Annotated in this window: 26 protein-coding genes and 1 riboswitch; of the genes, 9 read left to right on the top strand and 17 right to left on the bottom strand. The window is 72.8% G+C overall.

The features are described 5' to 3' along the window. Positions 1-69: 69 nt before the first annotated feature. The 3 genes from QP090_RS15410 to QP090_RS15420 form a co-directional block, all read right to left on the bottom strand. Complete coding sequence (locus QP090_RS15410) at positions 70-1,497, bottom strand: WGR domain-containing protein (protein WP_285939543.1); 1,428 nt, start codon at positions 1,495-1,497, stop codon at positions 70-72. Positions 1,498-1,645: 148 nt separating this feature from the next. Continuing rightward, positions 1,646-2,488, bottom strand: a complete 843-nt coding sequence (locus QP090_RS15415; RefSeq protein ID WP_285939544.1) for an efflux permease Rv1217c-related protein — start codon at positions 2,486-2,488, stop codon at positions 1,646-1,648. A gap of 31 nt (positions 2,489-2,519) precedes the next feature. Beyond that, entirely contained in the window at positions 2,520-3,413 is an 894-nt protein-coding gene (locus tag QP090_RS15420; RefSeq protein WP_285939545.1) for an ABC transporter ATP-binding protein, read from the bottom strand. 85 nt (positions 3,414-3,498) lie between these two features. Here QP090_RS15420 and QP090_RS15425 point away from each other — a divergent pair, with 85 nt between their 5' ends. Further along, positions 3,499-3,963, top strand: a complete 465-nt coding sequence (locus QP090_RS15425) for a GbsR/MarR family transcriptional regulator (protein ID WP_285939546.1) — start codon at positions 3,499-3,501, stop codon at positions 3,961-3,963. Here the strand turns inward: QP090_RS15425 and QP090_RS15430 are convergent. Genes QP090_RS15430 through QP090_RS15445 form a run of 4 tightly spaced genes read right to left on the bottom strand, consistent with a single transcriptional unit; the run spans position 3,960 to position 7,270 of the window. Next, the gene (locus QP090_RS15430; protein WP_285939547.1) at positions 3,960-4,790 is read right to left on the bottom strand and encodes a class I SAM-dependent methyltransferase; all 831 of its coding nucleotides are present in this window, start codon (positions 4,788-4,790) and stop codon (positions 3,960-3,962) included. The genes QP090_RS15425 and QP090_RS15430 overlap by 4 nt on opposite strands. Next, complete coding sequence (locus QP090_RS15435) at positions 4,790-5,869, bottom strand: glycosyltransferase family 4 protein (RefSeq protein WP_285939548.1); 1,080 nt, start codon at positions 5,867-5,869, stop codon at positions 4,790-4,792. The genes QP090_RS15430 and QP090_RS15435 overlap by 1 nt, the downstream gene beginning before the upstream one ends. After that, positions 5,866-6,264 (bottom strand): 6-pyruvoyl trahydropterin synthase family protein, encoded by a 399-nt coding sequence (locus QP090_RS15440; protein ID WP_285939549.1) that lies wholly within the window; start codon positions 6,262-6,264, stop codon positions 5,866-5,868. The genes QP090_RS15435 and QP090_RS15440 overlap by 4 nt, the downstream gene beginning before the upstream one ends. A gap of 25 nt (positions 6,265-6,289) precedes the next feature. Beyond that, positions 6,290-7,270 carry a zinc-dependent alcohol dehydrogenase gene (locus tag QP090_RS15445; protein ID WP_285939550.1) on the bottom strand — a complete coding sequence of 327 codons (981 nt, stop codon included), beginning with the start codon at positions 7,268-7,270 and terminating at the stop codon, positions 6,290-6,292. Positions 7,271-7,542: 272 nt separating this feature from the next. On the opposite strand from QP090_RS15445, the gene QP090_RS15450 reads away from it, so the two are divergent. Beyond that, positions 7,543-8,349, top strand: a complete 807-nt coding sequence (locus QP090_RS15450; protein ID WP_285939551.1) for an SDR family NAD(P)-dependent oxidoreductase — start codon at positions 7,543-7,545, stop codon at positions 8,347-8,349. Between the two features lie 133 nt (positions 8,350-8,482). Here QP090_RS15450 and QP090_RS15455 read toward each other — a convergent pair whose 3' ends face one another. From QP090_RS15455 to QP090_RS15475, 5 genes are all read right to left on the bottom strand, one after another. Then, the gene (locus QP090_RS15455; RefSeq protein ID WP_285939552.1) at positions 8,483-9,067 is read right to left on the bottom strand and encodes an NADPH-dependent FMN reductase; all 585 of its coding nucleotides are present in this window, start codon (positions 9,065-9,067) and stop codon (positions 8,483-8,485) included. A 231-nt stretch (positions 9,068-9,298) separates the two neighbouring features. Then, complete coding sequence (locus QP090_RS15460; protein WP_285939553.1) at positions 9,299-9,958, bottom strand: O-methyltransferase; 660 nt, start codon at positions 9,956-9,958, stop codon at positions 9,299-9,301. 98 nt (positions 9,959-10,056) lie between these two features. Further along, positions 10,057-10,950 carry a GNAT family N-acetyltransferase gene (locus tag QP090_RS15465; protein WP_285939554.1) on the bottom strand — a complete coding sequence of 298 codons (894 nt, stop codon included), beginning with the start codon at positions 10,948-10,950 and terminating at the stop codon, positions 10,057-10,059. Positions 10,951-10,959: 9 nt separating this feature from the next. Continuing rightward, positions 10,960-11,556, bottom strand: a complete 597-nt coding sequence (locus tag QP090_RS15470) for a hypothetical protein (protein WP_285939555.1) — start codon at positions 11,554-11,556, stop codon at positions 10,960-10,962. Further along, a complete protein-coding gene (locus tag QP090_RS15475) occupies positions 11,553-12,200 on the bottom strand; it encodes an RNA polymerase sigma factor (protein WP_432763043.1) in 648 nt (215 codons plus the stop codon). The genes QP090_RS15470 and QP090_RS15475 overlap by 4 nt, the downstream gene beginning before the upstream one ends. Before the next feature lie 331 nt (positions 12,201-12,531). On the opposite strand from QP090_RS15475, the gene QP090_RS15480 reads away from it, so the two are divergent. Next, positions 12,532-13,143 carry a TenA family protein gene (locus QP090_RS15480; RefSeq protein WP_285939557.1) on the top strand — a complete coding sequence of 204 codons (612 nt, stop codon included), beginning with the start codon at positions 12,532-12,534 and terminating at the stop codon, positions 13,141-13,143. A gap of 95 nt (positions 13,144-13,238) precedes the next feature. Further along, positions 13,239-14,369, top strand: a complete 1,131-nt coding sequence (locus QP090_RS15485) for a hypothetical protein (protein WP_285939558.1) — start codon at positions 13,239-13,241, stop codon at positions 14,367-14,369. A gap of 184 nt (positions 14,370-14,553) precedes the next feature. On the opposite strand, the gene QP090_RS15490 is transcribed toward QP090_RS15485, so the two are convergent. The 4 genes from QP090_RS15490 to QP090_RS15505 all read right to left on the bottom strand — a co-directional run bounded on the left by QP090_RS15490 (position 14,554) and on the right by QP090_RS15505 (position 19,189). Further along, on the bottom strand, positions 14,554-15,333 hold the full coding sequence (locus QP090_RS15490; protein WP_285939559.1) for a DUF8832 domain-containing protein: 780 nt from the start codon (positions 15,331-15,333) through the stop codon (positions 14,554-14,556). 232 nt (positions 15,334-15,565) lie between these two features. Next, positions 15,566-17,908 carry a heavy metal translocating P-type ATPase gene (locus tag QP090_RS15495; RefSeq protein WP_285939560.1) on the bottom strand — a complete coding sequence of 781 codons (2,343 nt, stop codon included), beginning with the start codon at positions 17,906-17,908 and terminating at the stop codon, positions 15,566-15,568. 95 nt (positions 17,909-18,003) lie between these two features. Beyond that, on the bottom strand, positions 18,004-18,975 hold the full coding sequence (locus tag QP090_RS15500) for a DUF8832 domain-containing protein (RefSeq protein ID WP_285939561.1): 972 nt from the start codon (positions 18,973-18,975) through the stop codon (positions 18,004-18,006). 7 nt (positions 18,976-18,982) lie between these two features. Continuing rightward, complete coding sequence (locus tag QP090_RS15505) at positions 18,983-19,189, bottom strand: heavy-metal-associated domain-containing protein (protein ID WP_285939562.1); 207 nt, start codon at positions 19,187-19,189, stop codon at positions 18,983-18,985. Positions 19,190-19,389: 200 nt separating this feature from the next. On the opposite strand from QP090_RS15505, the gene QP090_RS15510 reads away from it, so the two are divergent. Both QP090_RS15510 and QP090_RS15515 read left to right on the top strand, forming a co-directional pair. Then, positions 19,390-20,616 (top strand): NAD(P)/FAD-dependent oxidoreductase, encoded by a 1,227-nt coding sequence (locus QP090_RS15510; RefSeq protein WP_285939563.1) that lies wholly within the window; start codon positions 19,390-19,392, stop codon positions 20,614-20,616. Positions 20,617-20,803: 187 nt separating this feature from the next. Next, entirely contained in the window at positions 20,804-21,667 is an 864-nt protein-coding gene (locus QP090_RS15515; protein ID WP_285939564.1) for an Fpg/Nei family DNA glycosylase, read from the top strand. 145 nt (positions 21,668-21,812) lie between these two features. Here QP090_RS15515 and QP090_RS15520 read toward each other — a convergent pair whose 3' ends face one another. Next, positions 21,813-22,277 (bottom strand): SSI family serine proteinase inhibitor, encoded by a 465-nt coding sequence (locus tag QP090_RS15520; protein ID WP_285939565.1) that lies wholly within the window; start codon positions 22,275-22,277, stop codon positions 21,813-21,815. Positions 22,278-22,323: 46 nt separating this feature from the next. On the opposite strand from QP090_RS15520, the gene QP090_RS15525 reads away from it, so the two are divergent. The 3 genes from QP090_RS15525 to QP090_RS15535 all read left to right on the top strand — a co-directional run bounded on the left by QP090_RS15525 (position 22,324) and on the right by QP090_RS15535 (position 26,247). Further along, the gene (locus QP090_RS15525; protein WP_285939566.1) at positions 22,324-22,662 is read left to right on the top strand and encodes a rhodanese-like domain-containing protein; all 339 of its coding nucleotides are present in this window, start codon (positions 22,324-22,326) and stop codon (positions 22,660-22,662) included. Positions 22,663-22,774: 112 nt separating this feature from the next. Further along, a riboswitch (TPP riboswitch) is annotated at positions 22,775-22,889 on the top strand. After that, positions 22,882-24,219: a purine-cytosine permease family protein gene (locus QP090_RS15530; RefSeq protein ID WP_285939567.1), complete on the top strand. Its 1,338-nt coding sequence runs from the start codon at positions 22,882-22,884 to the stop codon at positions 24,217-24,219. Its footprint overlaps the riboswitch before it by 8 nt. A gap of 93 nt (positions 24,220-24,312) precedes the next feature. After that, positions 24,313-26,247, top strand: a complete 1,935-nt coding sequence (locus QP090_RS15535) for a sensor histidine kinase (protein ID WP_432763044.1) — start codon at positions 24,313-24,315, stop codon at positions 26,245-26,247. Positions 26,248-26,496 lie beyond the last annotated feature (249 nt).

Below are 26,496 nucleotides of genomic sequence, written 5' to 3' on the forward strand. Positions count from 1 at the left end.
GCGCCGAACCGGGCAAGGGAAAACGCCATAAAGTTCACATACGTTACAAATGGGGCGAGTTGGGAGTGGTCACCGGATCCGCTTGATCTCACCGAAGGCCCGGTAGAAGCCCCCGCGCTCGGAGGCGCGCACGCCCTCGACCAGGTAGCGGGCACCCGGCTCCCGGATGTCCTTGGGGAACTGCACCCGCCAGCCCGCGTCGTACCCGGGGCTGGACACCCGGACGCGGAGGCGGGGGCCGTCCTCGTAGCACTCCACCACGATGCCGTCCCCGGTCTCGGAGGTGGTCTCCAAGGTGAGGCCGGGCTCCACGGCCACGAGCGACGCGGCGGCCTTGACGTCGAGCGGCTCGGGGACCGTACCCCGCTCGGCCGCCCGGATCGCCTCCTCCCCCGCGTCGATGCAGGCGAGCGTCCCGTCGGTGGTGACGATGTAGAGGCGGTCGTCGATGAACTGCATGGAGAACGCCGAGCCGCAGCCTGTGCCGAGCTTCCACAGGCGCTCGCCGTGCTGGTCGAAGCAGTACACCGACGAGTGGTTGTCGCCCGCGAACACGTACCGTCCGCTGGGGGCCGTCGCGCAGGAGAACACCGGTGCGTCGCACTTGTAGACGGCTTCGACGGAGCCGTCCTCCTTGGCCAGGCGGTAGACGCGGCTGCGGCCGGTGCCGGCGTAGACCGCTTCCCTCTCCTGCCAGCCGAACAGGACGTTCCCGTCGACCTGGGTCTGCCATCGCGGCGTGCCGTCGGAGCTGTCGTAGCGGGCCACGCCGCGCGAGTGGCCGTGGTAGATGGCGCCGGTGTCGCAGCGGACCATCCAGGCGGAGTCGCCGGTGACGTCGCGCGCCCACTGGAACTCGTCCTCGTGGTCGATCGCGGTGACCCGGCCGTTCCGGTCGGAGACGCCGAGGATCGCGTCGTCGATGTCGAGCCAGTAGATGTCGACGTCGGCGGAGATCTCGTAGGCGACCCGGGGGACCTTGCCGCTGAGGTCGTAGACCTTGCCGTCGTCGCAGCCCGCGTAGATCCAGAAGTCGTCGGCGACGATGCACTTGACCCCGTCGGGCAGCCTGAACCGGCTGGTGACCGTGCCGTCGTGGGCCACCGTGTACACGTCGCCGTGCTGGTTGCCGACCCAGCATCCGGTGCCGTCCACGAAGATGCCGAACGCCGCCGCGCCGCTGGCGAACCGCCACAGCACCGGCGCCTGGCTGGCCGTGGACCTGCTGCTGGCGATGGCGCGCCGGGTGACCGCGCGGCGCTGCCGGACGCCCCGAACGGCGGGGGCGTAGCCCTTGCGCACCTTCTCGCCGATCTTCTTCTGCGCCGCCGCGTCCGCCGCCTGCGCGGTGGGGAACGCCGTCGTCCTGGCCTGTCCGGGAGTGCCGATACGGCCGTAGGTGATGGTGACCTGGACGCCGGACCTCATGACCTCGTAGAACTTGTGGGCCGTCCCGCTGTCGTCCGACAGTTCCAGGTACGTGGTCTGCGCTGGCATCAGGTCACCCTCCGGTTCACGGCTGATGCGGCGAGCGTAGAAGGCGGGTCCGACAGGAGGACGTCCATGCGGACGTTCAGCGGAGCCCCAGGCGGTCCGTCCAGGGGGCGATCGCGGCGGCGATCTCCCCCTGGCCGTGGGCCCCGGGTCAGCGGGCCACGTCGCGGCAGGTGAAGCGCCAGGCGCCGGCGGCGATGAGGACGATCGTGACGGCGGCCAGGACGGCGGCGTCGGCGGGCTGGAAGCCGTTCTTGAGGGGTTCCCCACCGATGTAGTAGTCGAACGGCGTGAGGTGGCGCAGCCAGTCCGCGCCGACCTGGGGGGCGAAGCCGCGCAGGGCGTAGGCGGCCACGCCCAGGCCGGCGGTGACGCCGAAGACGGTGGCGCGGCCCTTGCCCGTGGCTGCGCCGATGGCGGTCGCCAGCGCGCCGAACAGGATGGCGAGCAGCGCCAGGTTGACGGTCTGGGCGGCGAAGCCGCCGATGGTGATGGAGTCGAGCTTCGCGCTGGTGCGGACCGCGAGCATGGCGGCCAGGACGGCGGCGGAGATCAGGACGGCTCCGGCGGCGAGCGCGGCGAACCGGTGCAGCAGGAGCCGGACGCGGCCGAGGGGGTGGGCCAGCAGCAGGTCCAGGTAGCCCGACTCCTCGTCCGCGGAGATCATGCGGGCGCCGGTGGCGGCACCGTAGAAGACGACGAGCAGCGGAACGAGCAGACCGAACACCGCGCCCTGGAGGTAGCCGGCGGCGGACGTGGCGTCGTCCAGGCCGAACCCGCGCATGGCCTCGGGGACGCTCGCCAGGGAGTCGGCGGAGATCTGCGGGTAGAACGCGGCGTACATCATCGCCAGCAGGCCGGTGGCGAGGGCCCAGGCGATGAGGACGCGCCGGTTGTCGAACAGGGTCTTGGCGAACAGTGAGCCGCCGAAGGCGCGGGCGAGCGCCGAGGTGCCCAGGGACGGGGTGCTGGAGGGTGCCGAAGGAGTCGTCATTGCGCTGCCGTTCGTGGTGGTGGTCGGCGGGTCAGGCGGCATGGCCGGTGTAGTAGGCGTGGAAGAGCTCTTCCAGGTCCTGGGTATCGGCGCGCAGGCCGGTGAGGGTGTGCCGGGCGGCGGCCTTGACCAGCGGGTCGGGGCTGCCGTCGACGCGGCAGGTGAGGGTCGTCCCGTCGAGGACCAGGTCGGTGACGCCGGGCAGGACGCTGAACTCCTCTGGCCGGACCGGGTCGGCGAAGGTGAGCCGCACCTGGAGGAACGAGCGGGACCGCAGGTCGGTGACGGTGTCGGTGGCGACCAGGCGGCCCTCGCGGATGATGGCGACGCGGTCGGCGACGGCTTCGACCTCGCTCATGATGTGGCTGGACATGAACACCGTCTGCCCGGCAGTCCTGGCCTCGGTGACCAGGTCGAGGAAGGTCTGCTGGACCAGCGGGTCGAGCCCGGAGGTGGGCTCGTCCAGGATGAGCAGCTCGGGGTCGTGCATGAACGCCTGGATGATCCCGACCTTCTGCCGGTTTCCCTTGGAAAGGCTCTTGATCCGCGCGGTCAGGTCCAGTTCCAGCCGGGCCGCGAGCTCGGTGATCCGCGCTACCGGGACGCCGCCGCGCAGACCGCCCAGGAACGCCAGGCATTCGCCCGCGCGCTGGCGGCCGTCGACGACGAAGTCGCCGGCCAGGTAGCCGATGCGGCGGTGCAGCTCGACCGCGTCGGCCCGCGGGTCCAGGCCGAGCACGCGGGCGGTTCCGGAGGTCGGGCGGATCAGGTCCAGCAGCAGCCGGATGGTGGTCGACTTCCCGGCGCCGTTCGGGCCGAGGTAGCCGAACACCTCGCCCGCGCGCACCTGGAGGGTCAGGCCGTCCAGGCCGCGCCGCTGGCCATAGGTCTTGGTGAGCTCGTTCAGCTCGATCGCCGTACGCATGGTCCGAACCGTATCAGAGTGTTCAGAGATTACTGAAAGCTTTGAGCTGTTAGAATCGCGTTGAGTACTTCGAGGGGGGATGACCTTGGCGGATACCACGGAGGCTGCCGAGCGGATGGCGCTGGCCCTGGCCCAGGGCGGTCTGCAGAAGGCGACCGCACGGGTGATGGCGGCGTTCCTGTTCGCCGACGCCGACAGCGTCACCGCGCCCGAGCTGGCCGGGCAACTGGCGATCAGTTCCGGCTCGGTGTCGGGCGCGATCAAGATGCTGTCGACGGTCGGGCTGATCGAACGCGTGCCCGCGCCGGGCAGCCGCCGCGAGCACTACCGGCTGCGTGAGGGTGCCTGGGCCACGCTGATGTCGACGCAGAACGGCCTCGTCCAGACCATGTTCGAGGCCGCCGACCAGGGCATCCAGGCCGCCGGAGCGGACAGCCCGGCCGCGCGGCGGCTGGCCGAGATGCGCGACTTCTACGGTTTCATGTTCCGCGAACTCCCGGCCCTGGTCGACCGTTGGCGCGCCGAGCGGGCTGGGGGCCGGCCCGTTTAGGCGGGCCGTTCCGGGAGGGCGAGCAGGTCGGTGTGCTCGATGGTCACATGCAGCTCGCCCGCGGTGCAGGTGCCCAGCCGGCGCGGCAGGTAGGAGTCGTTCGCGAGTTCCGGGCGCTGTTCGCGGGCGGCCCCGGCCCAGCCCCGGAGCCACTCCGCCGTCAGTTGCGCCTGCGCCGCGTCGAGCCGCCAAGGGCTCGGACGGGTCCGGACGGCCGCGCCGTGGCGTTCGAACGCCAGCGCGGCGGTGGCGGCGGCGTCGGGGCCGAGCAGGCGGCGGCCGTGATGCGTGCGGCGCTGGTGGGCGTTGAACGCGGCGGTGTACTCGGCGTCGAGCGGGTCGTCGGGCGACAGTGCGACCCGGCCGTCGACGGAGAGGGTCAGGAGCGCGGGGATGCCGGCCCCGGTGGACGCCATGGCGAGCTGGTCGACCTCGGTGGCGGTGAGCAGGTCCAGCAGGGCGGAACCGGTGATGAGCGAGGTGCCGGTGAGGTCGGCGGCGCTCAGCCCGGCCAGGTCCCCCTGGTGCGTCTCCACCGTGACGCGGCTTCCGTCGGACGCCGCCATGCCGGTCATGCCTGTGGTGGCCCGGACGAGCAGCGCGGGATCGTGGTCGTGCAGGATCCAGTGCTGCGGACCGGGGAGCTGCGGCGCAAGCCAGCGGCCCATGGAACCGGTGCCACAGCCGAGGTCGCGGATGACCAGCCGTCCCGCAGGCAGGTGCTCCTTGAGCAGGGTGACGAGTTCTGGGGCGCGGGCGGCGGCGTCGGCGTTCTCGCGCAGTGCTAGCCAGTCAGGACTGAAACCGGATGTGTGAGACAGGCTCATCAGGGCTCTCCATGCAATTGGTCCAGTACGGCACCCATGCGTTGTGACGTCGTTTCCCAACCGTCCAGGACGTCACGGCGAAGCCGCGCCGCGCTCCTGAGGGTCTGCCGTAGTTCGTGGTCAGTGAGCCAGCGGCGCAGGGCTGCGGCGAGTGCCTCGGGGTCGTCCGGCGGGACGAGGATCCCGGGCACGGTCCCATGAGGAGCCGGAGCCTGGCTCATAGCTTCCGGTACGCCGCCCACGTTCGTCGCCAGAACGGGGATTCCTCTGGACAAGGATTCGGTGATGACCATGCCGTACGTCTCGGCCAGGGACGGGAGCACCGCGAGGTCGGTGGCGGCGTAAGAGGCGCTCAGCTCCTCCCCGTGTTGGGGACCCGTCATCCAAACGCGGTCGCTCAGGCCCTCCTCGTCGATCTGCTGCCTGAGCCGCGCCACGTATACGGGGTCGGTGTGCAGCGGACCGACGCAGTCGCATGTCCACGAGAGGTCCGAGACGGAGGCGAGAGCCGTGACGAGACGGTCGAGCCCTTTGCGTGGTGTGACCGAGGCGACGCACAGCAGCCGGGACGCGCCATCGGTGCCAGGCGCGAGCGGCGCAGGATCGACGCCTGGGGGAACGACGTGGACGGCAGTGAGCCCGTGATGCTCGGTCAACCGGCGTGCCGCCCAGGAACTGGTCGCGATGACCGCGTCCACGGCGTGCAGGGTCTCTCGTTCCAGGGCGTCCAGCTCTGCGGCCGGGCCGGAGGACAGCCCGGACTCGTCTCCTAGGGGCAGATGCACCAGGACCGCGATCCGCAAACGGTTCGCCTGGGGGATGACGACATCTGGAACGCCGCACCCGACCAGACCGTCCAGAAGGACGGCGGTGCCATCGGGCAATGCGGAGAGCGACTGCGCTAGCCCGGACCTCGCGACGATGTCCGGCCGTGGCCACGTCCCCGGGACGGCCATCTCGCGCACCGGCCACCCTGCCGCCATGAGGCCCTGACGGACGCGGTGGTCGTAGGTGTTGCCGCCGCTGGGTCTGGACAGGTCGCCGATGTCGCCGGGCACGACGAAGCAGGTGGTGGTCACAATGTGCGCTCGTAGCTCGCCCAGGCGACGTGCGACTCGTGCAGCGTGACCGCGATCCCGGTCAGGCCGCGGGCGCCCTCGCCGAGCTCGCCCGCCCGCACCCGGTCCGCGAGCCGGTCGGCGATCACCTTGGCGAGGAACTCGGTGGAGGTGTTGATCCCGGTGAACGCGGGCTCGTCGTCCAGGTTGCGGTAGGTGAGCTCGCCGGTCACCGCGCCGAGCGCCCGGGTGGCGAGCCCGATGTCGACCACGATGTTGTCGGCGTCGAGCTCGGCGCGGCGGAACGCGGCGTCCACCAGGAACGTCGCGCCGTGCGTGCGCTGCGCGGGGCCGAAGACCTCGCCGCGGAAGCTGTGGGCGATCATGATGTGGTCGCGGACGGTGATGCTGAACACGGTGCTGGCCTCCGGTGCCGCCCGCCTAGGCGGGATCGTGGACGATGCGGTGGCAGAGGGCGGGGAGCTCGCCGCTCGCGAGGCGGGGCAGCACCCCGGGCAGGTCGGCGAAGCCGCTCTCGCCGGTGACCAGCACGTCGAACGCCGGATCGGCGAGCAGCGCCAGCGCCAGCGCCAGCCGGTCGGCGAACGTGCGGCGGGACCGGCGGGCCGGCGACACCGCGCCGACCTGGCTGCCGCGCACGACCAGGCGGCGCGAGTGGAACGCCTCGCCCAGCGGCAGGGCGACCCGCCGGTCTCCGTACCAGCTCAGCTCGACCACCTCGCCCTCCGGCGCGAGCAGTTCCAGGGACCGGGTGAGGCCGGACTCGGTGGCGCTGGCGTGCACGACGAGGTCGCACTCGCCCTCGGCCCGCTCGGGCAGCGCGAAGCCGACGCCGAACGCCTCGGCGACGTCCGCGCGGGCCGGGTCGGTGTCGACGAGCTGGACGCGGGCGCCGGGCAGCCCGGCCAGGACGCCCGCGACGCAGCCGCCCACCATCCCGGCGCCGACCACGGCGATCCGGTCGCCGACCAGCGGCGCCGCGTCCCACAGGGCGTTCACGGCGGTCTCGACCGTCCCGGCGAGCACCGCCCGGGACGGGGGCACGTTCTCCGGCACGGGCGTCACGGCCTGGGCCGGGACGACGTACCGGGTCTGGTGCGGGTAGAGGCAGAAGACGGCGCGTCCCAGCAGACCCGGCGGGCCGTGCTCGACGACCCCCACGTTGAGGTAGCCGTACTTGACCGGTCCGGGGAAGTCGCCTTCTTGGAACGGCGCCCGCATCACCTCGTACTGGCTCTCGGGCACCCCGCCGCGGAAGACCAGCGTCTCGGTGCCACGGCTCACCCCCGAGTACAGGGTGCGGACCAGCACCTCGTCCGGGCCGGGCTCCGGCAGGGTGACGGCCCTGATCTCCCCCTCACCGGGCGAACGGACCCAGAAGGCGTGTGCTTGGCGCTCCATCGGCGTCCTCCAAGGCTGCGGGATGCTTCGTGCGGTCGCACCAGAGCCATCCGATGTCGCGGCCGAAGGACCAGACAAGCAGTCCGAGCGCCGCTGAGAGGGCGATGGCTGCGGCGGGTCGCGGAATGGCGGCGGCGGTGGTGGTGGCGAGGGCGGTTCCCGAGCCTGCCCGCGGGCGGCCGGCCCGGGTGACCGGCGCGTGCAACCGAGTCCGGCCGGGCGGGGTTCTAGGGGGTGAACGAACCGACACCACCCTGATCGAAGGATTCGACATGGACCTCAAGCTCACCGGCCGCGTCGCCCTCGTCACCGGGGCCTCCAAGGGCATCGGCCTGGCGATCACCCGTACCCTGCTGGACGAGGGCGCCCGCGTGGTGGCCGCGTCCCGGACGAGCGGCGCCGGGCTGGACGCGCTCGCCGGGCCGAACCTGGTGCACGTCCCAGTCGACCTGATGGACGCCGCGGCGCCGGCCCGGGTGGTGGAGCGCGCCGTCGAGGTGTTCGGCGGGCTGGACATCCTGGTGAACAACGCCGGCGGGCCGCCGCCCGGCGTGACCCTGCCGCGCTTCTCGTTCCTCGCCCCGAACGACGACGACTGGCGCGCGATGTTCGAGTTCAACCTCTTCTCGGTGGTCCGGACCATCCGCGCCGCGATCCCGCACCTGCTGAAGAGCGAGGCGGGGGCGATCGTCAACGTGTCCTCGGCCAACGCCACGCAGCCGGCCCCGATGAACGTCGACTACAACGCCTCGAAGGCGGCGCTGAACAACCTGACCAAGGCGCTGTCGGAGGAGTACGCCCCGCAGGGCGTCCGGGTGAACACCGTCACTCCCGGGCCGGTCCGCACCGACTGGTGGACCAAGGACGGCGGCGCGGCCGACGTCCTGGCCGCCCAGATGGGCGCCGACCGCGACACCGTGATCGACAAGGCGGCGCCGGAGATGATGGGCCTCGCCACCGGCCGGCTCGCCGACCCCCAGGAGATCGCCGACGTCGTCGCGCTGCTCGTCTCGCCGCGTTCGGGCAGCACGACCGGTTCGGACGTCGCGGTCGACTCCGGCTTCCTCAAGGCCGTCTGACCGGACGCGACCGGCGGGGCCGGTGCGACCGGTGCGACCGGCGGGGCCGTGACGCGCGGCCCCGCCGGTCGATCGGCGCGGCCGTCACGTGGTCGCCCGCTCCTTGAGGGTGCTTCCGGACGGAGGCGCGTTCTCAGCCTCCGTAGGGACGGACGGCGCGGGCGGAGCGCAGGGCCTCGGCCCACCAGGCGAGCTGGTCGAGCATGACCTTGGCGGCGGTGCCGGACGCCTGGAGGTCGTCCGGGCGGCCCTGCTCGTCGAAGTACTCCCACGGGTTGTGCAGGCTCACCGTGTCGCGGACGGTGACCGCGTGCAGCTCGGCGAAGACCTGCCGGAGGTGCTCGACCGCCCGCAGCCCTCCGGACATTCCGCCGTACGAGACGAACGAGACCGGCTTGGCCCGCCACTGGGTGAAGTGCGTGTCGATCAGGTTCTTCAGGGTGCCGGGGAAGCTGTGGTTGTACTCGGGGGTCACGATCACGAACGCGTCGGCCGCGTCCAGCGTCCCGGTCACCGCGTTGAACGCCTCGGCGGCGGCCCCGCCGAGCGCGGAGCCGAGCGCCGCCGGGGGCAGGGTGTCGGCGAGGTCGATCACGTCGATCGCCAGGCCCTGGTGCCGGCGGGCCTCCTCGATGAACCAGCCGGCCACGGTCGGTCCGAAGCGGCCCTCCCGGGTGCTGCCGATAATGATCGCCACACGCAGCGGGTTCTCGGTCATTCTTCTTCTCCTCGGTGCAGGTCAGGGGCTTCTCTCCGGCTGACCGCGACGCTACGGAGCACGCTGGGCCCGGGAATCTGTCAGATGACCGGCCCCGCCCGCCGGCGTCCCGGTCAACCGCAGGCTCTGACATCAACCAAACTTGAGGTCAACCCGTCGCCGCGAATACGTCCGAGAGGAGGTGAAGACATGGCGCGATGGTGACGAACATCCATCCCCAGAAGAGACGCCCTACTTCTTGCGGGCGACCGTCAGGCCGTCGCCTATGGGGACGATGACGAGTTCGACCCTGGTGTCCGCGGCCGCGTGGTCGTCGAACGAGCGGATCGCGTCCAGCGCCTCGCCCTGGGCGGACGGATCGGTGACCTGGCCCGCCCACAGGGTGTTGTCGACGAGGAGGAGCCCGCCGGGCCGGACGCGGGGCACCAGGGCGTCCCAGTAGTCGACGTAGGACGGCTTGTCGGCGTCGATGAAGGCCAGGTCGAAGGCGGTGTCGGCGGGGAGCGCCCGCAGGGTCTCCAGGGCCGGGGCCAGCTTGAGCTCGATGCGGTCGCTGAGGCCCGCCCGGTCCCAGTAGCGGCGGGCGAGCGTCGTCCATTCGTCGCTGATGTCGCAGCACAGCAGGTGCCCGTCCGGTGCCAGGCCGCGGGCCAGGCAGATCGACGAGTAGCCGGTGAACGTGCCGACCTCGACGGCGTCCCGGGCCCCGGACAGGCGTGCCAGGAGGGTCATGAGCATGCCCTGGTCGGGCCCGATCTGCATGCCCGCGCTGCGCGCGAACCGCTCGGCGGTCTCGGTCGCCAGTTCCAGCAACAGCGGGTCCGGACCGGTGCTGTGGGCGTTGATGTACGCGTGCAGTTCTGGGGGCAGTAGCCCGGTGCGCGATGCCATGACCTCAGCGTTGGGGCGGACGGTGCCGAAGTCCAGCGTCGCGGTCGGCGTTGCCCGTGCCGATCGAGGGCGACCGGCTGACGCGGGTGCCGGCCTTCTCAGCGTTCGCGGGTGAAGGGCAGGTTGCGGGCATAGGGCTGGAAACCCACCGACATGTAGGTGGCGCGGGCGGACGGGTGGCCCGCGTCGCCGCGCGCGGCGACGCGGGCCTGGGTCGCCCCGAGCCGCCGCGCGGCGCGGAGGGCGGCGAGTATCGCGGCGCTCGCGAGACCGAGGCGGCGGTGGCCCGGGTCGGTGCCGACCGGTTCGAGGACGGCGGCCCGGTTCAGGTCGTCCACCCAGACCAGGCAGAACGCGGCGGGCGTGCCGTCGGGGGCCTCGACGAGCCAGTCGAGCTCGGGCCGGTACGGCCAGGCCCGCATGATCCGTCGGTAGCTCTCGGTGACGACCCGGGAGGGCTCGCCGGGCAGGGAGAACGCCGCCCGGTGCACGGCGGCGCGGGCCTCGGCGTCCTCCTCGCCGCGCACGGGACGCAGCGTGTAGCCCTCCGGGACGGACGGCTCGGGAAGGTCGTCCAGGTCGTGCCGGAGGTGGATGAAGAACGGGCCGGTGGTTCGCTCGCGGTAGCCGTGCCTCAGCAGGGAGTCCTGGAGCGCCGCCGGTTCGGTGTCGAGGACCGTGACGACGCGGGCCGCCCCGGGGGTCAGCTCGTTGAACCAGCGCAGGATCTCGTCCATCAGGCCGGGGTGTGCCGGGTCGAGGTGCAGGTCGAGACGGCCCGGCGGCTGCGCCCAGGCCCACGCGACGGGCCGTCCGCGGTGCTCCCAGAGGGAGATGTGCCATTCGTGCTCGCGGCCGAGGTGCTGGAGCCGATGCCAGACGAGCTCGCCCATGTGCCAGCGGGAGGTGTCCGGCGACCACAGGCGTTGCGTCAGCCCCTGCATGGCGCGGAGGCCGGCGGAGTCCCGCCGCCTGTAATGCGTCGTTGCCATTGGCGGACCCTACCTTCGAGCCCTTCCGGCGGGCGAGCGGTTCGGGCCGCCGTGCCGCGACTTCGGCTTCCTGGCCTTCTTCGCCTTCTTCCTCTTCTTCGATTTCTCGGCCCTCTCCGGCTTGCCGTTCTTCTTCCGCTTCGATGGCTTCGACGGCCGGTGCGTCGGATTCCGGGGGCCGGGACTCGACGCGTGCCGCCCCTGGGACGGTGACGGCGGCGACGGCGGCGACGGGACGGCGGGCAGCGTGGCGCGATCGGACGACTCGTCCGGCGGGGTGCCGATCCGCGGCGGGCGCGGACCCGGGTGCGGTCCCTGGTGTCCGGGGAGGTGGCCGCTGCCCCCGGCGAGGGCCGCGCCGCCCCCGAGCGCGAGCACGGCCAGGAGCGCCTTGACGGTGAGCAGCCTGGTCAGCGTCCGGTGCTGGATGCGCGGGCGCGGTTCGCGGCGGGTCCGGAACGCGGCGACGGCGGCGTCCTCCCCGGCGAGCTCGGCCGGCCGCGCGGGACCGGCCGCACCCGCGAGCATCTCGGCGAGCGCGGGGTGTGCGGCGGCGTCGCCGCGCAGGAGGCGCTCGGCGGTCCGCCGGTCGGGTGGATCGTTCATCTCACCTCTTCAGCGCCGGAGCCGATCACACCGTCACGCCCGGGCACCGGCAGGGTCCCGCTGCCCGCCGGGGGCGCGGTCTCGGCCAGGCGGGCGGCCAGGCGGCGCAGGCCGCGGTGCGCCGCGGTCCGGACGGCCCCGGCGCGCTTGCCGAGGACGAGGCCGGCCCGCTTGGCGTCCAGGCCCAGGACGGCGCGGAGCAGCACCGCCTCGGCCTGGTCCCGGGGCAGCTCGGCGATCAGCCGGAGGGCCGCCTCGGTCGACAGGCCGTCCAGGGCCAGGTCCGCGGTGTCGAACTCGGCGGCCGTCCCGATCAGGTCGTCCATCGGCAGGTCGGCGACGGGCCGCCGCTTCCGGCGGCGCAGCAGGTCCAGCGTGCGGTGCCGGGTGATCGTCGCGCACCAGCCGCGGAACCCGTCGATGTCGCCGCGGAAGGAGGGCAGGTCGCGGGCGATCTGCAACCACGCCTCGGACGTGACGTCCTCGGCGTCGGAGTCGTCGGCGATGAGGGCGCGGGCGTAGCGCAGCAGCCGGGGCTGCACGTCCCGGTACAGCAGGCGGAAGGACTCCTCGTCGCCCGCCTGCGCCGCCCGGACGGCGCGATTGAGGTCGTCCCCCCGCGCCCCATCGCTCACTCGCGCCATTGTGCAGGCATCGCGTCCCATGCGTGAGGGGTATCGCTCCCATGATGGGGAACGCCCGATTCGCGGGGCGGGGCGTCCCCCGGAGAAGGATCCGGGGGAGGACGGGAACAATCGCCGCCGCTCGTCGGTTGGACAGGACAAGCCGATGTGCCTGGTGTCCCCGGGCCTCACCTATTGCCTTCGCGGAATACCGTTCGGCTGGAGCCGCGTTGTGCCTTCCGCCGAGAGGCGACCCGCACATCGGCCTGGACCGGTTCCCCGCCGGGCTGCGAAAGTCCGGCGGGGATCGGTCTTTTTTACGCACTTTGTCCTTGATGGGAGACTTGCGGGCATGAAGCTGTCGGCCCATCTGGAGAAGCTCGGCCTGCCGCTGCTCGAGGAGCAGCTCAGGCATCCGACGGTGGCGGGCATCGCCCGCGGCGACCTCGACGAGGCCGTGTTCCGCTCGTGGCTGGAGCAGGACCACCTCTACCTGCTCGACTACGTGCGGGTGTTCTCGCGGCTGGCCTGGCAGGCGCCCCCGACGCATCTGGGCGATCTCGTCGACCTCGCCCACTCGACCTTCCACGACGAACTGGAACTGCACCGGTCGCTGTCGGCGGAGTTCGGCGCCGACCTGGAGGGCGCGAAGACCGGCCCGGCCTGCGCCGCGTACACCCGGTTCCTGCTCGACAGCGCCGCCGACTACGGCGACGGCCTGGCCGCGCTCTACCCCTGCATGTGGGGCTACTCCACGCTGGGACGGCGCCTCGCCGCGAACCCGCCGGCCGAACCCCGCTACCGCCGCTGGGTCGACACCTACGCTGACCCCGCGTTCGCCGGGCTGACCCGGCGCTGCGCCCAGATGATCGACGAGGCCGGCATCGACCGGGACCGCGCCGAGCGGTTCTTCCTGGAGGGCATGCGGCACGAGCTCGCCTTCTGGGACGTGCCCGTCCTCTAGCCGGACGCCTTCGGCGCCGGGCGGGGCACCGGGATTGACCGAAACATGGGGTGGCGCGGGTCTCAGCGGGGTTGAAATGCGGGTATATGCCCCATATGACGTCAATCGGCCAACTCTCGCGGGCCCGGCTGGCCGGCCGGCCCGCCGACTACGCGGCGCTCGGCCTCGGCCGGGCGGTGGCGGTCTGGGAGGACGGGTTCCGCACCGCGCCCGGCGGTCCCGGCACCTGGGAGTGGTGGTACTTCGAGGCGCGGCTCGACGACGGCTCCACCCTCGTGATCGTCTTCTACACCAAGGACTTCACCGAGGGGGGAGCCGGTCCGCCCCGCCCGTTCGTCACGCTGGAGCTCGACCGTCCCGACGGCACCCGGGTCAGCGAGCGCGCCACGGCGCACTGCGGCGACCACGACTTCGCCACCGGCCGGTGCGCCGTGCGGATCGGCGCCAGCACGTTCACCGGCGACCACCGCGGCTACCGCGTCCACGCCGAGCTGGACGGGGTGACCGCCGACGTCGTGCTGACCCCGCGGACCGAGCCCTGGCGCCCCGAGACCGGCCACATCTACTTCGGTGAGGACGACGAGCGGTTCTTCGCCTGGCTGCCCTCGGTGCCGAGCGGCTCGGCGGAGGTCACGCTCGCCGTCGGCGGGCGCGCCGAGCGACGCGCGGGCACCGGCTACCACGACCACAACTGGGGGGACACCCCGGTGACCGGGCTGATCGACCACTGGTACTGGGCCCGCGCCGCCGCCGGCCCCTACAACGTGATCGCCTCGCACATCACCTCGGAGGAGCGGTACGACCGCGCCGAGTTCCCCATTTTCATGCTGGCGCGCGGGAACCGGATCGTCGCCGACGACTGCACGCTCGTGCGGTTCGCCGCGTACGACGAGGACGACGACCCGGGCACCGGGCGGCCGGTCGCGGGCACCCTGGTCTTCGAGTACCGGGCCGCCGACCCCGGCGACGACGGCTACCGCGTCACGTTCACGCGGGAGGACACGACGCCGGGCGCGCCACGGGCCGCCGACCTCGGCGAGCTGGACGAGATCGGCGGGTTCCGGAACGCGCTGGCGAAGATCGCCGGATTCGACGGCTCCTACCTGCGCTTCACCGGCGAGGTGCAGATCGAGCGGATGCACGGCGGCCAGCCCGCGGAGACCCACACCGCCGCCGCCCTGTGGGAGTTGGTCTACCCGGGCCGGACGCCAGGCTCAATTTCTTAAGCCCGGCCCGGCATTCTCGCCTGGCGGCTCGGATGCCGACCTGGCTTTGGCGAGCGCGGCATCGCTTGCGATCTGGCCGGTGCGGCTCGCCTCCGGCATCGCCCACCGGCCAGGTAGCGCGCTCGTGCTACGGCTGGGGCACTGTGAGACAGGCCCAAGCCCGCGCCGGTCGTGCGGGACGGGGTCAGTGTCCGGCGACGAGGGTGAAGGCCGCGGTGCGGACCGTGTCGCCGTGCTTGAAGTCGAGGAACGCCCGGTAGGTGCCGGGTCCGGGGACCGCGGCGTGGAAGGTGATGCCGGGACCGGGCGCGGTGACCCCGTCGCCGGGCTCGCCGTCCGGGTGGACGTGCACGTACGCGAGGTCGCCGGCGCGCAGTACCACCAGGTGCCCGTACGCCGCCAGGTAGGGCTGGAGGTCGGTGACGGGCGCGCCGTCCCGGTGGACGGTGAGGGTGATCTCGCGGGCCTCGCCGGGCACCAGGTCGCCGGCCAGCGTGACCTCGTAGCCGTCCACGACGTCCACGGTGGCGGGCGCGGGCACCGGGAGCGGCTCGTACGGCCCGCTCACGGCCAGGTCGGCGCCGAGCGTGACGGTCCTGCCGAGGGCCTCGGGGGCGATGTCGGCGAACACCCGGTAGGCGCCCGCGCCGGGCAGGTCGAGCCGGACCGACCAGGTGCCGTCGTCGCCGAGTTCCGGGTGCACGTGCCAGAAGCCGGTCAGTTCCCGCCGGGCGACGATCAGGTGCAGGTCGCGGTCGTGGAGCGGGGTGTAGGCGGTGACCGGGGCGCCGTCCGGGCCGAGGATCCGGAACCGCAGGCGGGTCGCGCCCGGACGGATGATCGAGCGGTCCAGGTCGAGGGTGTACCCGTCCTGCGAGATCTGGAGACCACCGGGGAGGCCGCCCGCGTCGTGGTGCCCGGCGTGGTGCCCCTGGGCCGGGCCGGAGTGCGTCGTGGTGGTCATGGTGCCCATCCTCTCCGTGTGCGTCGCCGTGTTTCGCCGACTCCTGGTCGCATATACGGGTGGGGGGTATATGGCCAGCGAGAACGAGGTGAGTCGGGTCACCCGGACGGCGGGACGGCCCGGTCCGGCAGGTGCGCGCGGACGCCGGTCCGGACGACGAAAGGATCGCGCGCGGCCCTGTGTCAGGGGCCGCGCGCGATCCGCAGGGGGCTCGGAGCCCCGGCCGGGGGCCTCAGCGACCGGCCGGGACCTCCGGCCGGGCCGGGGTGCGGGCGTCCGCTCCGGCGGCGGCCGGCGCGGCATCGTCGCTGAGTGCCTTGAAGCGCTTCAGCCGCAGGCTGTTGCTCACCACGAACACCGAGGAGAAGGCCATCGCCCCGCCCGCGATCATCGGGTTGAGCAGGCCCGTCGCGGCCAGCGGCAGGGCGGCCACGTTGTAGGCGAACGCCCAGAACAGGTTGCCCTTGATCGTGCCGAGCGTGCGGCGGGACAGCCGGATCGCGTCGGCCGCGGACCGCAGGTCGCCGCGGACCAGGGTCAGGTCGGACGCCTCGATCGCCACGTCGGTGCCGGTGCCCATCGCCAGGCCCAGGTCGGCCTGGGCGAGCGCGGCGGCGTCGTTGACACCGTCGCCGACCATCGCGACCGTCCGGCCCTCGCCCTGGAGCCGCTTGACCACATCGACCTTGTCCTGCGGCAGGACCTCGGCGATGACCTCCTCGATCCCGACCGCGTCCGCCACCGTGCGGGCGACGGTCTCGTTGTCCCCGGTGAGCAGGACCGGCCGCAGGCCGAGCTCGCGCAGCCGGGTGATCGCCTCGGCGGACGTCGGCTTGACCTGGTCGGCGACGGTGATCACGGCGCGGGCGGCGCCGTCGTAGCCGACCGCGACGGCGGTGTGGCCGAGCTTCTGCGCGTCCGCCATCGCCTTCTCCAGCTCGGGCGGCAGGTGCTGGGACCACTCGGCGAGCAGCCGCGGCCGTCCGACCAGGACGCCGTGGCCGTCCACCATGCCCTGCACGCCGAGGCCCTCGACGTTGGCGAAGTCCTCCACGGCGGGGAGGGCACCGGTGCGCTCGGTGGCGCCCTTGGCGATGGCCTGCGCGATCGGGTGCTCGGAGGCGTCCTCCAGCGCGCCGGCCAGCCGGAGCGCCTCGGCGGCGTCCCCGCCGTCGGCGGTGATCACATCGACCAGGGCCATCCGGCCGGTGGTGACGGTGCCGGTCTTGTCCAGTACCACGGTGTCGACGGAGCGGGTGGACTCCAGCACCTCCGGGCCCTTGATCAGGATGCCGAGCTGGGCGCCGCGCCCGGTCCCGACCATCAGTGCGGTCGGGGTGGCCAGGCCGAGGGCGCAGGGGCACGCGATGATCAGCACGGCGACCGCGGCGGTGAACGCGCCGGCCAGCCCGGTGCCGGTGCCGATCCAGAAGCCGAGGGTGGCCAGCGCCAGCATGATCACGATCGGGACGAAGATCCCGGAGATCCGGTCGGCGAGCCGCTGCACCTGCGCCTTGCCGGTCTGCGCCTCCTCCACCAGCCGGGCCATCTGGGCGAGCTGGGTGTCGGCGCCGACCCGGGTGGCGCGGACCAGCAGCCGTCCGCCCGCGTTGACCGTCGCGCCGGCCACGGCGTCGCCGGGACCGACCTCGACCGGGACGGACTCGCCGGTGAGCAGCGAGGCGTCCACGGCGGACGAGCCGTCCTCGACCACGCCGTCGGTGGCGATCTTCTCGCCGGGACGGACCACGAAGACGTCCCCGGTGGCGAGGTCGTCGACCGCGATCCGCTCCTCGCGGCCGTCCCGGACGACCGAGACCTCCTTGGCGCCCAGCTCCAGCAGCGCCTTCAGCGCCGCGCCGGCGCTCCGCTTGGAGCGCGCCTCGAAGTAGCGCCCGGCCAGGATGAACGCGATCACCCCGGCGGCGGCCTCCAGGTAGATGTTCATCGACCCGTCGGAGCGGGTCATCGAGAACTCGAAGCCGTGCTTCATGCCGGGCTCGCCGGCGGTGCCGAGGAACAGCGCCCAGAGCGACCAGCCGAACGCGGCGATGGTGCCGACCGAGACCAGCGTGTCCATCGTCGCCGCGCCGTGCCGCAGGTTGGTCCAGGCGGCCCGGTGGAACGGCCAGCCCGCGTACGTCACCACGGGCGCGGCGAGCACCAGCGACAGCCACTGCCAGTACTCGAACTGGAGCGGCGGGATCATCGCCATCAGGATCACCGGGACGGCGAGCACGACCGCGGTGGTCAGCCGCTGGCGCAGCGGGCGGAGCCCGTCGTCGGGCTCGCCCTCGGCCTCCGCGGCGCCCGCCCCGGTCCCGGCCGCCTTGGGCGGCGGCGGCAGTTCGGCGCGGTAGCCGGCCTTCTCGACCGAGGCGATCAGCTCCTCGGGCGACACGCCCTCGGGGTATTCGACCTTGGCCTTCTCGGTGGCGTAGTTGACCGTGGCGGTCACGCCTTCGATCTTGTTCAGCCGCTTCTCGATGCGGGCGGCGCACGACGCGCAGGTCATCCCGCCGATGGCGAGCTCGAGCTTGCCGGATCCCCTCTCGGGGACGGTGCCGGTGGTCATCACTCCTCCTCAGAGGGATTGCCGCACTGGCGCTGCCGGTTCCGGCGGCGGATCAGCGGGTGGGTCGGTCTGCGGGTCAGCGGTCGATGGGTCGGTCAGTGCTCGTGGTCGCCGTGCTCCGGTTCCCCGGCGGGCGGGGAGGACGGAGCGGGCGAAGTGGACTGGGGGGACGGCGCCGGCGCTCCGGCGACCGCCGTGAACTCGGCGGTGCGGACCGTGTCGCCGTGCTTGAAGTCCAGGTAGAGCCGGTAGGAGCCGGCCGCGGGCACCTCGGCGTAGAAGGTGATCGCGGGCCCGGGGGCGGTCCTGCCGTCTCCGGGCTCCCCGTCCGGGTGGACGTGCAGGTAGGCCAGGTCGCGGTCGCGGAGCGCGACCAGGTGGCCGTACGCCTCGAGGTAGGGCTGGAGGTCGGTGACCGGCTTCCCGTCCTTGCTCACCGTCAGGGTCAGCTTGCTGGACCTGCCCGGGACCAGATCGCCCGCGAGCGCGACCTCGTACCCGTCGACCTCGGCGACCCGCTCGGCGGCGGGCAGCGGCTCGGGCCGGAAGTCGCCCGGGGCCGAGACGTCGGTGCCGAGGGTGAGCTGCCGCTTCGCGCCCTCGGGCCGGACGTCGGTGAAGAACCGGTAGGTGCCCGCGTCCGGCAGGATCAGCGGCATCGACCAGACGCCGCCGCCGACCTGCGCGGGGTGCACGTGCTGGAAGCCGGACAGGTCCCGCCGGGCGATGATCAGGTGCAGCTTCTCGCCGTGCAGCGGGGTGTAGCGGGTGACGGGCGCGCCGTCCGGGCCGGTCACGGTGAACCGGAAGTCGGTCTGCTTCCCGGGGGTCACCGTGGTCGTCTCGGGGTTCAGCGTGTAGCCGTCCTGGACGGTCTGGAGCCCGCCCGGCGCGGGGGTGCCGGTCTCCTCGGCGGTGCCGCCGGAGTGGCCGGAGTGCGCCGACCCGTGGTCGCCGGACTCGGCGGTGGCGCCGACGGGACCGACGATGGTGCCGATCCCGGCGGCGCTGCCGAAGGCGGCGGCCAGGCCCAGGGCGTAGGCCCCCAGCTTGGTCGCGGTGTTCATGGTCGCCTCACACCTTCACTTCGTAGCCGGCCTCTTCGACGGCGTCCCGGATCAGGGCGTCGTCGACGGCCGTGTCGCTGGTCACGGTCACCGCTCCGGTCTTGAGGTCGACGTCCACGGCGGTGACGCCCGCGACCTGCCCGACCTCCTCCTTGACCGATCCGACGCAGTGTCCGCAGGTCATCCCGGTGACGGTGTAGGTGGCGGTGCTCATGTGCGGATCCCTCTCTCTGGTTACCCCTGGGGGGTATCTCGTGGTCCTCATGCTGCCATAGCGCTTCAGTCTCTGCAACCCGTACCCCCTAGGGGTTGTTCCGAGATCCGGGTCACGTTCGAGAAAATACCCTCGGGGGGTAGGGTGTGCCGTTCCTGCCTTCCGGGCAGGCCCGCACCCGAAGCTGAGAGGAACCCCCCATGCGCACCCATCGGAGGATCGTGATCGCCGGCGCCTCGCTCGCCGGACTGCGCGCCGCGCAGACCCTGCGGGACGAGGGCTTCGCCGGAGAGCTGGACCTGATCGGCGCCGAACCGCACCTGCCCTACAACCGGCCGCCGCTGTCCAAGAGCGTGCTGACCGGGGACGACGACGTCGCCCTGCCGGGAGCCGACGAGATCGACGCGCGCTGGCTGGGCGGGCGCCGCGCCGTCCGGCTCGACGGCGACGCCCGCGCCGTCACGCTCGACGACGGGACCCGCCTGCCCTACGACGGCCTCGTCATCGCGACCGGCGCCCGCCCCCGCCTGCCGGCCGGCGGCTGGACGGACCTGCCCGGCGTCCACGTCCTGCGCACCATCGACGACGCGCTCGCCCTGCGGGCGGCCCTCGCCGGAGGCCCGCGCCGGGTGGTGGTGATCGGCGGCGGCTTCATCGGCGGTGAGATCGCCTCGACGGTACGGGCCCAGGGTATCGAGACCGTTCTCGTGGACGCCGCGCCGTTCCCCATGGCCGGCGTGATCGGCGAGACCGCGGCGGGCTGGCTCGCCGGCCACCACCGGCGGAACGGCGTCGACCTGGTCTCCGGAACCCGGGTGACGACCGTGGAGCGGACGCCCGTGGACGGCGCGCCTGTGGACGGCGGGTCCGGTCATGAGGGGACGGCCCTGCGGGTGCGGCTGGACGACGGCCGCTCGCTCCCCGCCGACCTGGTCGTCGTCGGCATGGGCGTCCTGCCCAACACCGAATGGCTGGAGGGCGGCGGTGTCCGCGTCGACGACGGCGTGCTCACCGACGCGGCGCTCTTCGCCGCCGACGGCGTCGTGGCGGCGGGCGACGTCGCCCGCTGGCCGCACGGGCTCTTCGGCGGGGAGGCGGTGCGGGTCGAGCACTGGGCCAACGCCAACGAGCAGGGGGCCGTCGCCGCTCGCAACCTGCTGCGCGGGCCCGCCGAGGCCGAGCCGTTCACCGAGGTTCCCTCACTAGGCACGCGCGTGCACGGCGTCCGGGTCCAGTGGGCGGGCTTCCCACGCCTCGCCGATACCTCGCGGGTCGTCGCCGGGGATCCGGCGGACGGACGGTTCGCGGTGGCGTTCGGCCGCTCCGGCGTCCTGGTCGGCGGGGCCGCCGTCGGCCTGCCCAAGGAGCTGATCCGGCTGCGCCGCGCCATCGCCGCCGGGGAGCCCGTTCCGGCCCTGGCGGGCTGATGTTGCGCGGAAGTTATCCACACCCTGCGTGACGTCCCGGACCGGCCCCGCTCCGGGGTTCTGTCGATATTTGTAGAGGTATAGCCCTCGCCAGGCCCGGCGGGGCCGGGCCTGGCGGAGTTGTACACAGGGTTTTCCACAGCTTTCCACAGGGTTGTGGACGGAAATCATCGCCGATACTGGGGACATGCCAGAGCTACCTGAGGTGGAGGCCCTGACCGGGTTTCTGCGGGAGCGCGCGGTGGGTCGCGTCGTCACCCGGATCGATGTTCTCGCCATCTCGGCGCTGAAGACCTACGACCCGCCGGTGACCGGCCTCGGCGGACTGACCGTCACCGGCGTCGCCCGGCACGGCAAGTTCCTCGACCTCGACGTCGACGGGCTGCACCTGGTGATCCACCTGGCCCGCGCGGGCTGGCTGCGGTGGCGCGAGGAGGTCCCGGTCAAGCCCGCCCGGCCGGGCGGCAAGAACCCGCTCGCCCTGCGCGTCCACCTCGACGACGGGTCCGGCTTCGACCTGACCGAGGCGGGCACCAAGAAGGGCCTGGCGGTCTACGTCGCCCGCGATCCCGCCGATGTCCCGGGGGTGGCGGCGCTCGGTCCCGATCCGCTCGCCGAGTCGTTCACGCCGGCCGCGCTGGGCGCGATCCTGGGCGGCAACCGCACCCGGGTCAAGGGGCTGCTGCGCGATCAGAAGGTGATCGCGGGCATCGGCAACGCCTACTCCGACGAGGTGCTGCACGTCGCAAAGATGTCCCCGTTCAAGATCGCGTCATCGCTCACCGAGGAGGACGTAGCGGTCCTGCACGAGGCGATCGTCGGCACGCTCCGCGACGCGGTCGCGCGCTCCGAGGGGCTCGCGGCGCACGACCTGAAGGGCGAGAAGAAGACCGGCCTGCGCGTGCACGGCCGGGCGGGCGAGAAGTGCCCCGTCTGCGGCGACGTCATCCGCGAGGTGGCGTTCGCCGACTCGTCGTTGCAGTACTGCCCGACCTGCCAGACCGGCGGGAAGCCCCTCGCCGACCGCCGCATGTCGCGTCTCCTCAAGTAGCCGCCCTCCTGAGGCGGCCCGCGCAGGGATGACGGGCCGGCGAGGGGCGCCGTCGGGACGGCGACAGGGCGGCGACGGAAGAGGGTCCCGGCCGTCCATGACCGAGACCCTCTGGTTGAAACGAACCGAAACGGGGACGGCTCGTTCAGCGGACCTTGGGGACGCCGCCGAACAGCGGGGCCAGCCCGCTCCAGCGATGCAGTTCACAGCCGTCGGCCCGGGTGAACTTGGCGTCGACCGGCTTGCCCTGCCACGTGCCCTTCACCGTGGCGGTCTCCGGGCCGCCGTAGATCTTCGTGCACATCTGGTTCTTCGGCGGCGCCGCGAACGGGGCCTTCGCCTTGGCGAGGACCGCGCACGCCTGGTCCGCCTTCGGATGGTCGCCGCCCGCCGGGGCGCAGCCGAGGGTCCAGGTCTTGGCGGGCGCCTCCGCGGAGGCCCTGACCTGGACGGTCAGCTTGTTCTCGGCCGCCGGGCTCTCCGACGGCCGGACGGACGTGGTGGCCGAGGGCCGGTCGGCTGGACCGGCGGCCTGTTCGTCGCCGCAGGCCGCCAATGACATGATCATGGCCAGGCCGGGCGTGGTGAAAAGGAGCGTCCGATACCGCATAAGTGATTCGACGCGGCAGGGGTCCGCGCGGTTCCATGGGGGTGTGATGAATTTCGGGGACGACGTGCCGGCGGTGGACGCCGCGGACGTTCCGCAGGACGCCTACCTGCTGGATGTGCGCGAGCAGGAGGAATGGGACGCGGGCCACGCGCCCGGGGCGGTCCACATCCCGATGAGCAGGCTCGGCGACCGCGCCGCCGAGGTGCCGCAGGACCGGGAGGTCTACGTGATCTGCCGCTCGGGGGCACGGTCGGCGCAGGTGACGGTGGCGCTGAACCAGGCCGGCTGGCTGGCCAAGAACGTCGACGGCGGCATGAAGCGATGGGCCGAGCTCGGCCGTCCGGTGGAGAACGGCGGCGACGGCCCGCCCCCCTTCATCGCCTGACGTCCGGCGAGGCGGGGCCGGCGGGCCGGACGTCCGCCGCAGCGGGGCCGGCGGGCCGGGTGCCGACCGCGGCCAGGCCGCGATTTGCCGTGCGTTGTACGATCGGTGCCGACCGACTATCCGCGGGAGCTCGTGCCGAACGGGCTGAGAGGGCGATCTTCAAGGCGTCGCCGACCGCATGAACCTGTCCGGGTAATGCCGGCGTAGGGAGTGTGTCCCATGTCGTCCGCTGTGAAGCCGCGCCCTCAGGACGAGGTCCCCTACACCCTCGACGAGCCCGCACCGAAGGTGCTCGGCTTCTGGGACCAGGGGGCGTTCTGGGCCAATCTCGGGGTCAGCCTGTTCGCGTTCTCCGGCGCCTACACCGTGCTGGCGCCGGACGGCGCGGGCCGGCCGACGCTGTCGATCGCCGCCGGGATCGTCGCGATGGCCGTCGGCACCGTGCTCGGCGGGCTGATGCTGGGGCTGGCCGCCGCGCCCGGCGCGCGCACCGGGCAGCCCGCGATGGTGCTGCTGCGCGGGCTGTTCGGCGCGCGGCTGTCGTACGTGCCGACCGTGTTCAACATCGCGCAGCTCATCGGCTGGGGGACGTTCGAGCTGATCGTCATCGCCGACGCGGCCCGCGCGCTGTGGGACGGCGTCCCGCGCTGGTCGTACGTGGTCGCGGCCGGGGTGCTCACCACCGTGCTGACGATCTGGCCGCTCGGCTCGGTCCGGATGCTGCGCCGGTACGTGACGGTGGCGGTGATGATCGCGCTGGTCTACTTCTACGTGCAGCTCCTGCGTGAGCCGCTGCCCGACCTGACCGAGGGCTCGTGGGGCGGGTTCTGGCTCGGCGCCGACGCCGCGCTCGCGGTGTCGATCTCGTGGGTGCCGGTCGCCGCCGACTACACCCGGCACGCGCGCAGCGCCCGCGGGGCGTTCGGCGCCGCCGCGATCGGCTACTCGGTCACCCAGATCGTCGCCTATGTCCTCGGGCTGCTGGCGCTGGCGCTGGTGGCGGGCGACAGCGGCCGGATCTACGATCCGTTCCTGCACGTCGCGCTCGGCGCGGCGTTGTTCGCGGTGTTCGTGCTGCGCGAGGCCGACCAGTCGTTCGCCAACGTCTACTCGACCGCCGTCTCGATCCAGAACCTGTTCCCGCGCGCCGACCGCCGGGTGCTGTCGATCGGGCTCGGCACGGGGATCACCGTGCTGGCGCTGCTGCTCGACATCGGCGACTACGCCGGGTTCCTGTCGCTCATCGGATCGGTGTTCGTGCCGATGCTGGGCGTGCTGGCCGCCGACTTCTTCCTCGGCCGGGGGCGGGACGGGCGCTGGGACAGCTCGCGCGCCGCGCCGTCCCGGTGGGGGATGATCATCGCCTGGGTGATCGGTGTGGTCGCCTACCAGTTGATCAACCCGGGCACGGTGAGCCGGTGGGCGGGGTTCTGGACCGGCGTCCAGGACGCGCTGCGGTTCACCCCGCAGAGCTGGATGAGCGCCTCGCTGCTGTCGTTCCTGGTCGCGGGGCTGGCTGCCGTCCTGATCGGCCGGGTGCGGGGCGCCGCGCGCTGATGTGGCGTTCCTCCGGCGGCGGGCGCCGCGCGGTGGAAACCTTTCGGTGGCCGTTGACCAGCGCCGTTCGGGATGCGATGGCACGATTGCCTCGTGCAGTACCACGCCCACGACCCGATCGCCCGCGCCGTCATCCAGAGCGCGGCCGACGCGATCGTGGCCGTCGACCACCACTACCGCGTCACCGTGTGGAACCCGGCGGCCGAGCGGATGTTCGGCTGGACGGCCGCCGAGATGCTGGGCCGGGTGCCGCCGATCGTGCCGGACGAGCTCCAGGCCGAGCACAACGCGGTGCAGGAACGGCTGCTCACTCGCCGTCCGGGTGAGGGCGGCGAAGCGGCCGAGGGCACCGGGACCGGTACGGGCGGCGCGGGCGGTACGGGCGACGGCGGGCAGATCTCGATCGCGACCCGCCGGTTCCACCGCGACGGGCGCCTCATCGACGTGCGCATCGACACCAGCCTGCTGAAGGATCCGGGCGGCGCGCTGCTCGGCTGGGTCGGGGTCTACCACCCGGTCGAGGAGGACGAGGGCGTCCAGCACCACATGGCCGAGCGGGCCCGCCTGGTGCGCCGCCTCAACGACATCATCGCCGACCTCAACGCCGAGCTCGACCTGGCCGTCGTGCTCGACCGGATCACCGGCGCGCTGATCGAGCTGACCGGCGCCGACGCGGCCGGGTTCGTTCGGATCGAGGGCGACCGGCTCCGCCTGGTCAGCATGACGGGACTGCCCGAGCACATGCGCGGCAGCAGCGCCGAGCTGCGCCCGAGCCTGGTCGGGGAGCTGCTGCGGTCCGGGAAGACAGTGAAGCTCGCCACCGGCGAGCGGCGGCTGGGCGACCTGATCTGGTCCGAGCTGCCCGGCCTGCACACCGTCGCGCTCGGCCTGTCCTACTTGCAGAACAGGCCGTACGGCGCGCTCTACGCGCTGTTCTCGGGCCGCCGGATCGGGCACACCGAGCTCGAACTGCTGGAACTGCTCGCCGGGCACGCCGGGGTCGCGGTCGGCAACGCCGTCGCGTACGCCGAGGTCGTCCGGCAGCGCGCGCACGAGCGCGCTGTGATCGACTCCAGCGCGGACGGCATCGCGGTGCTGGGCCGCGACCGGGTCGTCCTCCAGTGGAACCCCGCCGCGCACGCGCTCACCGGGGTCCCGGCGGAGGAGGCGATCGGGCGCGAGCTGCCGTTCGACATGCCCGCGCTCGGCGAGATGCTCACCGTCGAGCTGCCGTCCGGGATCTGGCTGAACGTGCTGGCCGCCGAGATCGAGGAGACCGGCGAGCTGGTGGTCGACTTCCGCGACGTGTCCGAGGCCAAGGCGCTGGAGGAGGCCAAGGACCTGTTCCTGGCCACCACCAGCCACGAGCTGCGCACCCCGATCACCGTGGTGCAGGGTTTCGCGAGCACGCTGGTCAACCGGTGGGACGAGCTGGCCGACGGCGACCGCCGCGCCGCCGTGGCCACCATCGCCGAGCGGGCCCAGTCGCTCGGCCGGCTCGTCGAGCACCTGCTGCTGGGCTCGCGCGCCGGCGCCGACGAACTGGCCGTGACGGTCGAGACGTTCGACCTGGCCCGGCTGCTGGAGGGCGTGGTCGGCGGGTTCCGGTCGCTGTCGCCGGTGCACCGGGTCGAGCTGGAGATCGCGCCGGGCCTGCCGCCCGCGCGCGGTGACGCGATGGCCACCGACATCGTGCTCGGGCAGCTCCTGGAGAACGCGTTCAAGTACTCGCCGGACGGCGGGACGGTCCGCGTGCGCGCCTGCCTCGAGGGCCGCGACCTGGTGGTCACGGTGGTGGACGAGGGCGTCGGGATCGCCCCCGGTGACCACGAGCGGATCTTCGAGCGGTTCGTCCAGGGCGAGGCCGGCGACCGGCGCCGCTTCGGCGGCATCGGGCTCGGGCTCTACATCGTCAAGCGGCTGACCGAGGCGCAGGGCGGCAGCATCAGCGCCCGCCCGGCGGACCCCCCGTCCGCCCGCGCGGGCGGCGGAACCTGCATGCGGCTGGTCCTCGAACGCGCGAGCTGAGACCGTCCGGCCGTTTCTGGACGGGATGGGGCGGGTGATGCGGCGGGGACGCGGGGTGACCGTCCCGGGCCGAGGCCGGAACCGGCCAAACCGAGGGCCGGTACGGTGTGTTTACGTGATCTTGACAGGAGTGCGGGCGTGACCCTGCGGAAAAGTACGGTGCCGCGGGGGTGTGACGGACGAAACGTGCGCGTGAGGAGTAATCCGCCGTTGGCTGGATAGATCCTTTGTTGTTCGCCGTTGGTGACG

The sequence above is a fragment of the Actinomadura xylanilytica genome (genome assembly GCF_030283145.1).
GTDB classification, from domain to species: domain Bacteria; phylum Actinomycetota; class Actinomycetes; order Streptosporangiales; family Streptosporangiaceae; genus Spirillospora; species Spirillospora xylanilytica.

Coding starts and splice junctions, on each gene's coding strand:
- QP090_RS15510 (WP_285939563.1), top strand. CDS start 19,390: ATGCGCACCCATCGGAGGATCGTGATCGCCGGCGCCTCGCTCGCCGGA.
- QP090_RS15490 (WP_285939559.1), bottom strand. CDS start 15,333: ATGACCACCACGACGCACTCCGGCCCGGCCCAGGGGCACCACGCCGGG.
- QP090_RS15445 (WP_285939550.1), bottom strand. CDS start 7,270: ATGGAGCGCCAAGCACACGCCTTCTGGGTCCGTTCGCCCGGTGAGGGG.
- QP090_RS15475 (WP_432763043.1), bottom strand. CDS start 12,200: ATGGCGCGAGTGAGCGATGGGGCGCGGGGGGACGACCTCAATCGCGCC.
- QP090_RS15495 (WP_285939560.1), bottom strand. CDS start 17,908: ATGACCACCGGCACCGTCCCCGAGAGGGGATCCGGCAAGCTCGAGCTC.
- QP090_RS15515 (WP_285939564.1), top strand. CDS start 20,804: ATGCCAGAGCTACCTGAGGTGGAGGCCCTGACCGGGTTTCTGCGGGAG.
- QP090_RS15505 (WP_285939562.1), bottom strand. CDS start 19,189: ATGAGCACCGCCACCTACACCGTCACCGGGATGACCTGCGGACACTGC.
- QP090_RS15525 (WP_285939566.1), top strand. CDS start 22,324: ATGAATTTCGGGGACGACGTGCCGGCGGTGGACGCCGCGGACGTTCCG.
- QP090_RS15500 (WP_285939561.1), bottom strand. CDS start 18,975: ATGAACACCGCGACCAAGCTGGGGGCCTACGCCCTGGGCCTGGCCGCC.
- QP090_RS15485 (WP_285939558.1), top strand. CDS start 13,239: ATGACGTCAATCGGCCAACTCTCGCGGGCCCGGCTGGCCGGCCGGCCC.
- QP090_RS15520 (WP_285939565.1), bottom strand. CDS start 22,277: ATGCGGTATCGGACGCTCCTTTTCACCACGCCCGGCCTGGCCATGATC.
- QP090_RS15420 (WP_285939545.1), bottom strand. CDS start 3,413: ATGCGTACGGCGATCGAGCTGAACGAGCTCACCAAGACCTATGGCCAG.
- QP090_RS15530 (WP_285939567.1), top strand. CDS start 22,882: ATGTCGTCCGCTGTGAAGCCGCGCCCTCAGGACGAGGTCCCCTACACC.
- QP090_RS15460 (WP_285939553.1), bottom strand. CDS start 9,958: ATGGCATCGCGCACCGGGCTACTGCCCCCAGAACTGCACGCGTACATC.
- QP090_RS15430 (WP_285939547.1), bottom strand. CDS start 4,790: ATGAGCCTGTCTCACACATCCGGTTTCAGTCCTGACTGGCTAGCACTG.
- QP090_RS15480 (WP_285939557.1), top strand. CDS start 12,532: ATGAAGCTGTCGGCCCATCTGGAGAAGCTCGGCCTGCCGCTGCTCGAG.
- QP090_RS15450 (WP_285939551.1), top strand. CDS start 7,543: ATGGACCTCAAGCTCACCGGCCGCGTCGCCCTCGTCACCGGGGCCTCC.
- QP090_RS15465 (WP_285939554.1), bottom strand. CDS start 10,950: ATGGCAACGACGCATTACAGGCGGCGGGACTCCGCCGGCCTCCGCGCC.
- QP090_RS15455 (WP_285939552.1), bottom strand. CDS start 9,067: ATGACCGAGAACCCGCTGCGTGTGGCGATCATTATCGGCAGCACCCGG.
- QP090_RS15470 (WP_285939555.1), bottom strand. CDS start 11,556: ATGAACGATCCACCCGACCGGCGGACCGCCGAGCGCCTCCTGCGCGGC.
- QP090_RS15410 (WP_285939543.1), bottom strand. CDS start 1,497: ATGCCAGCGCAGACCACGTACCTGGAACTGTCGGACGACAGCGGGACG.
- QP090_RS15415 (WP_285939544.1), bottom strand. CDS start 2,488: ATGACGACTCCTTCGGCACCCTCCAGCACCCCGTCCCTGGGCACCTCG.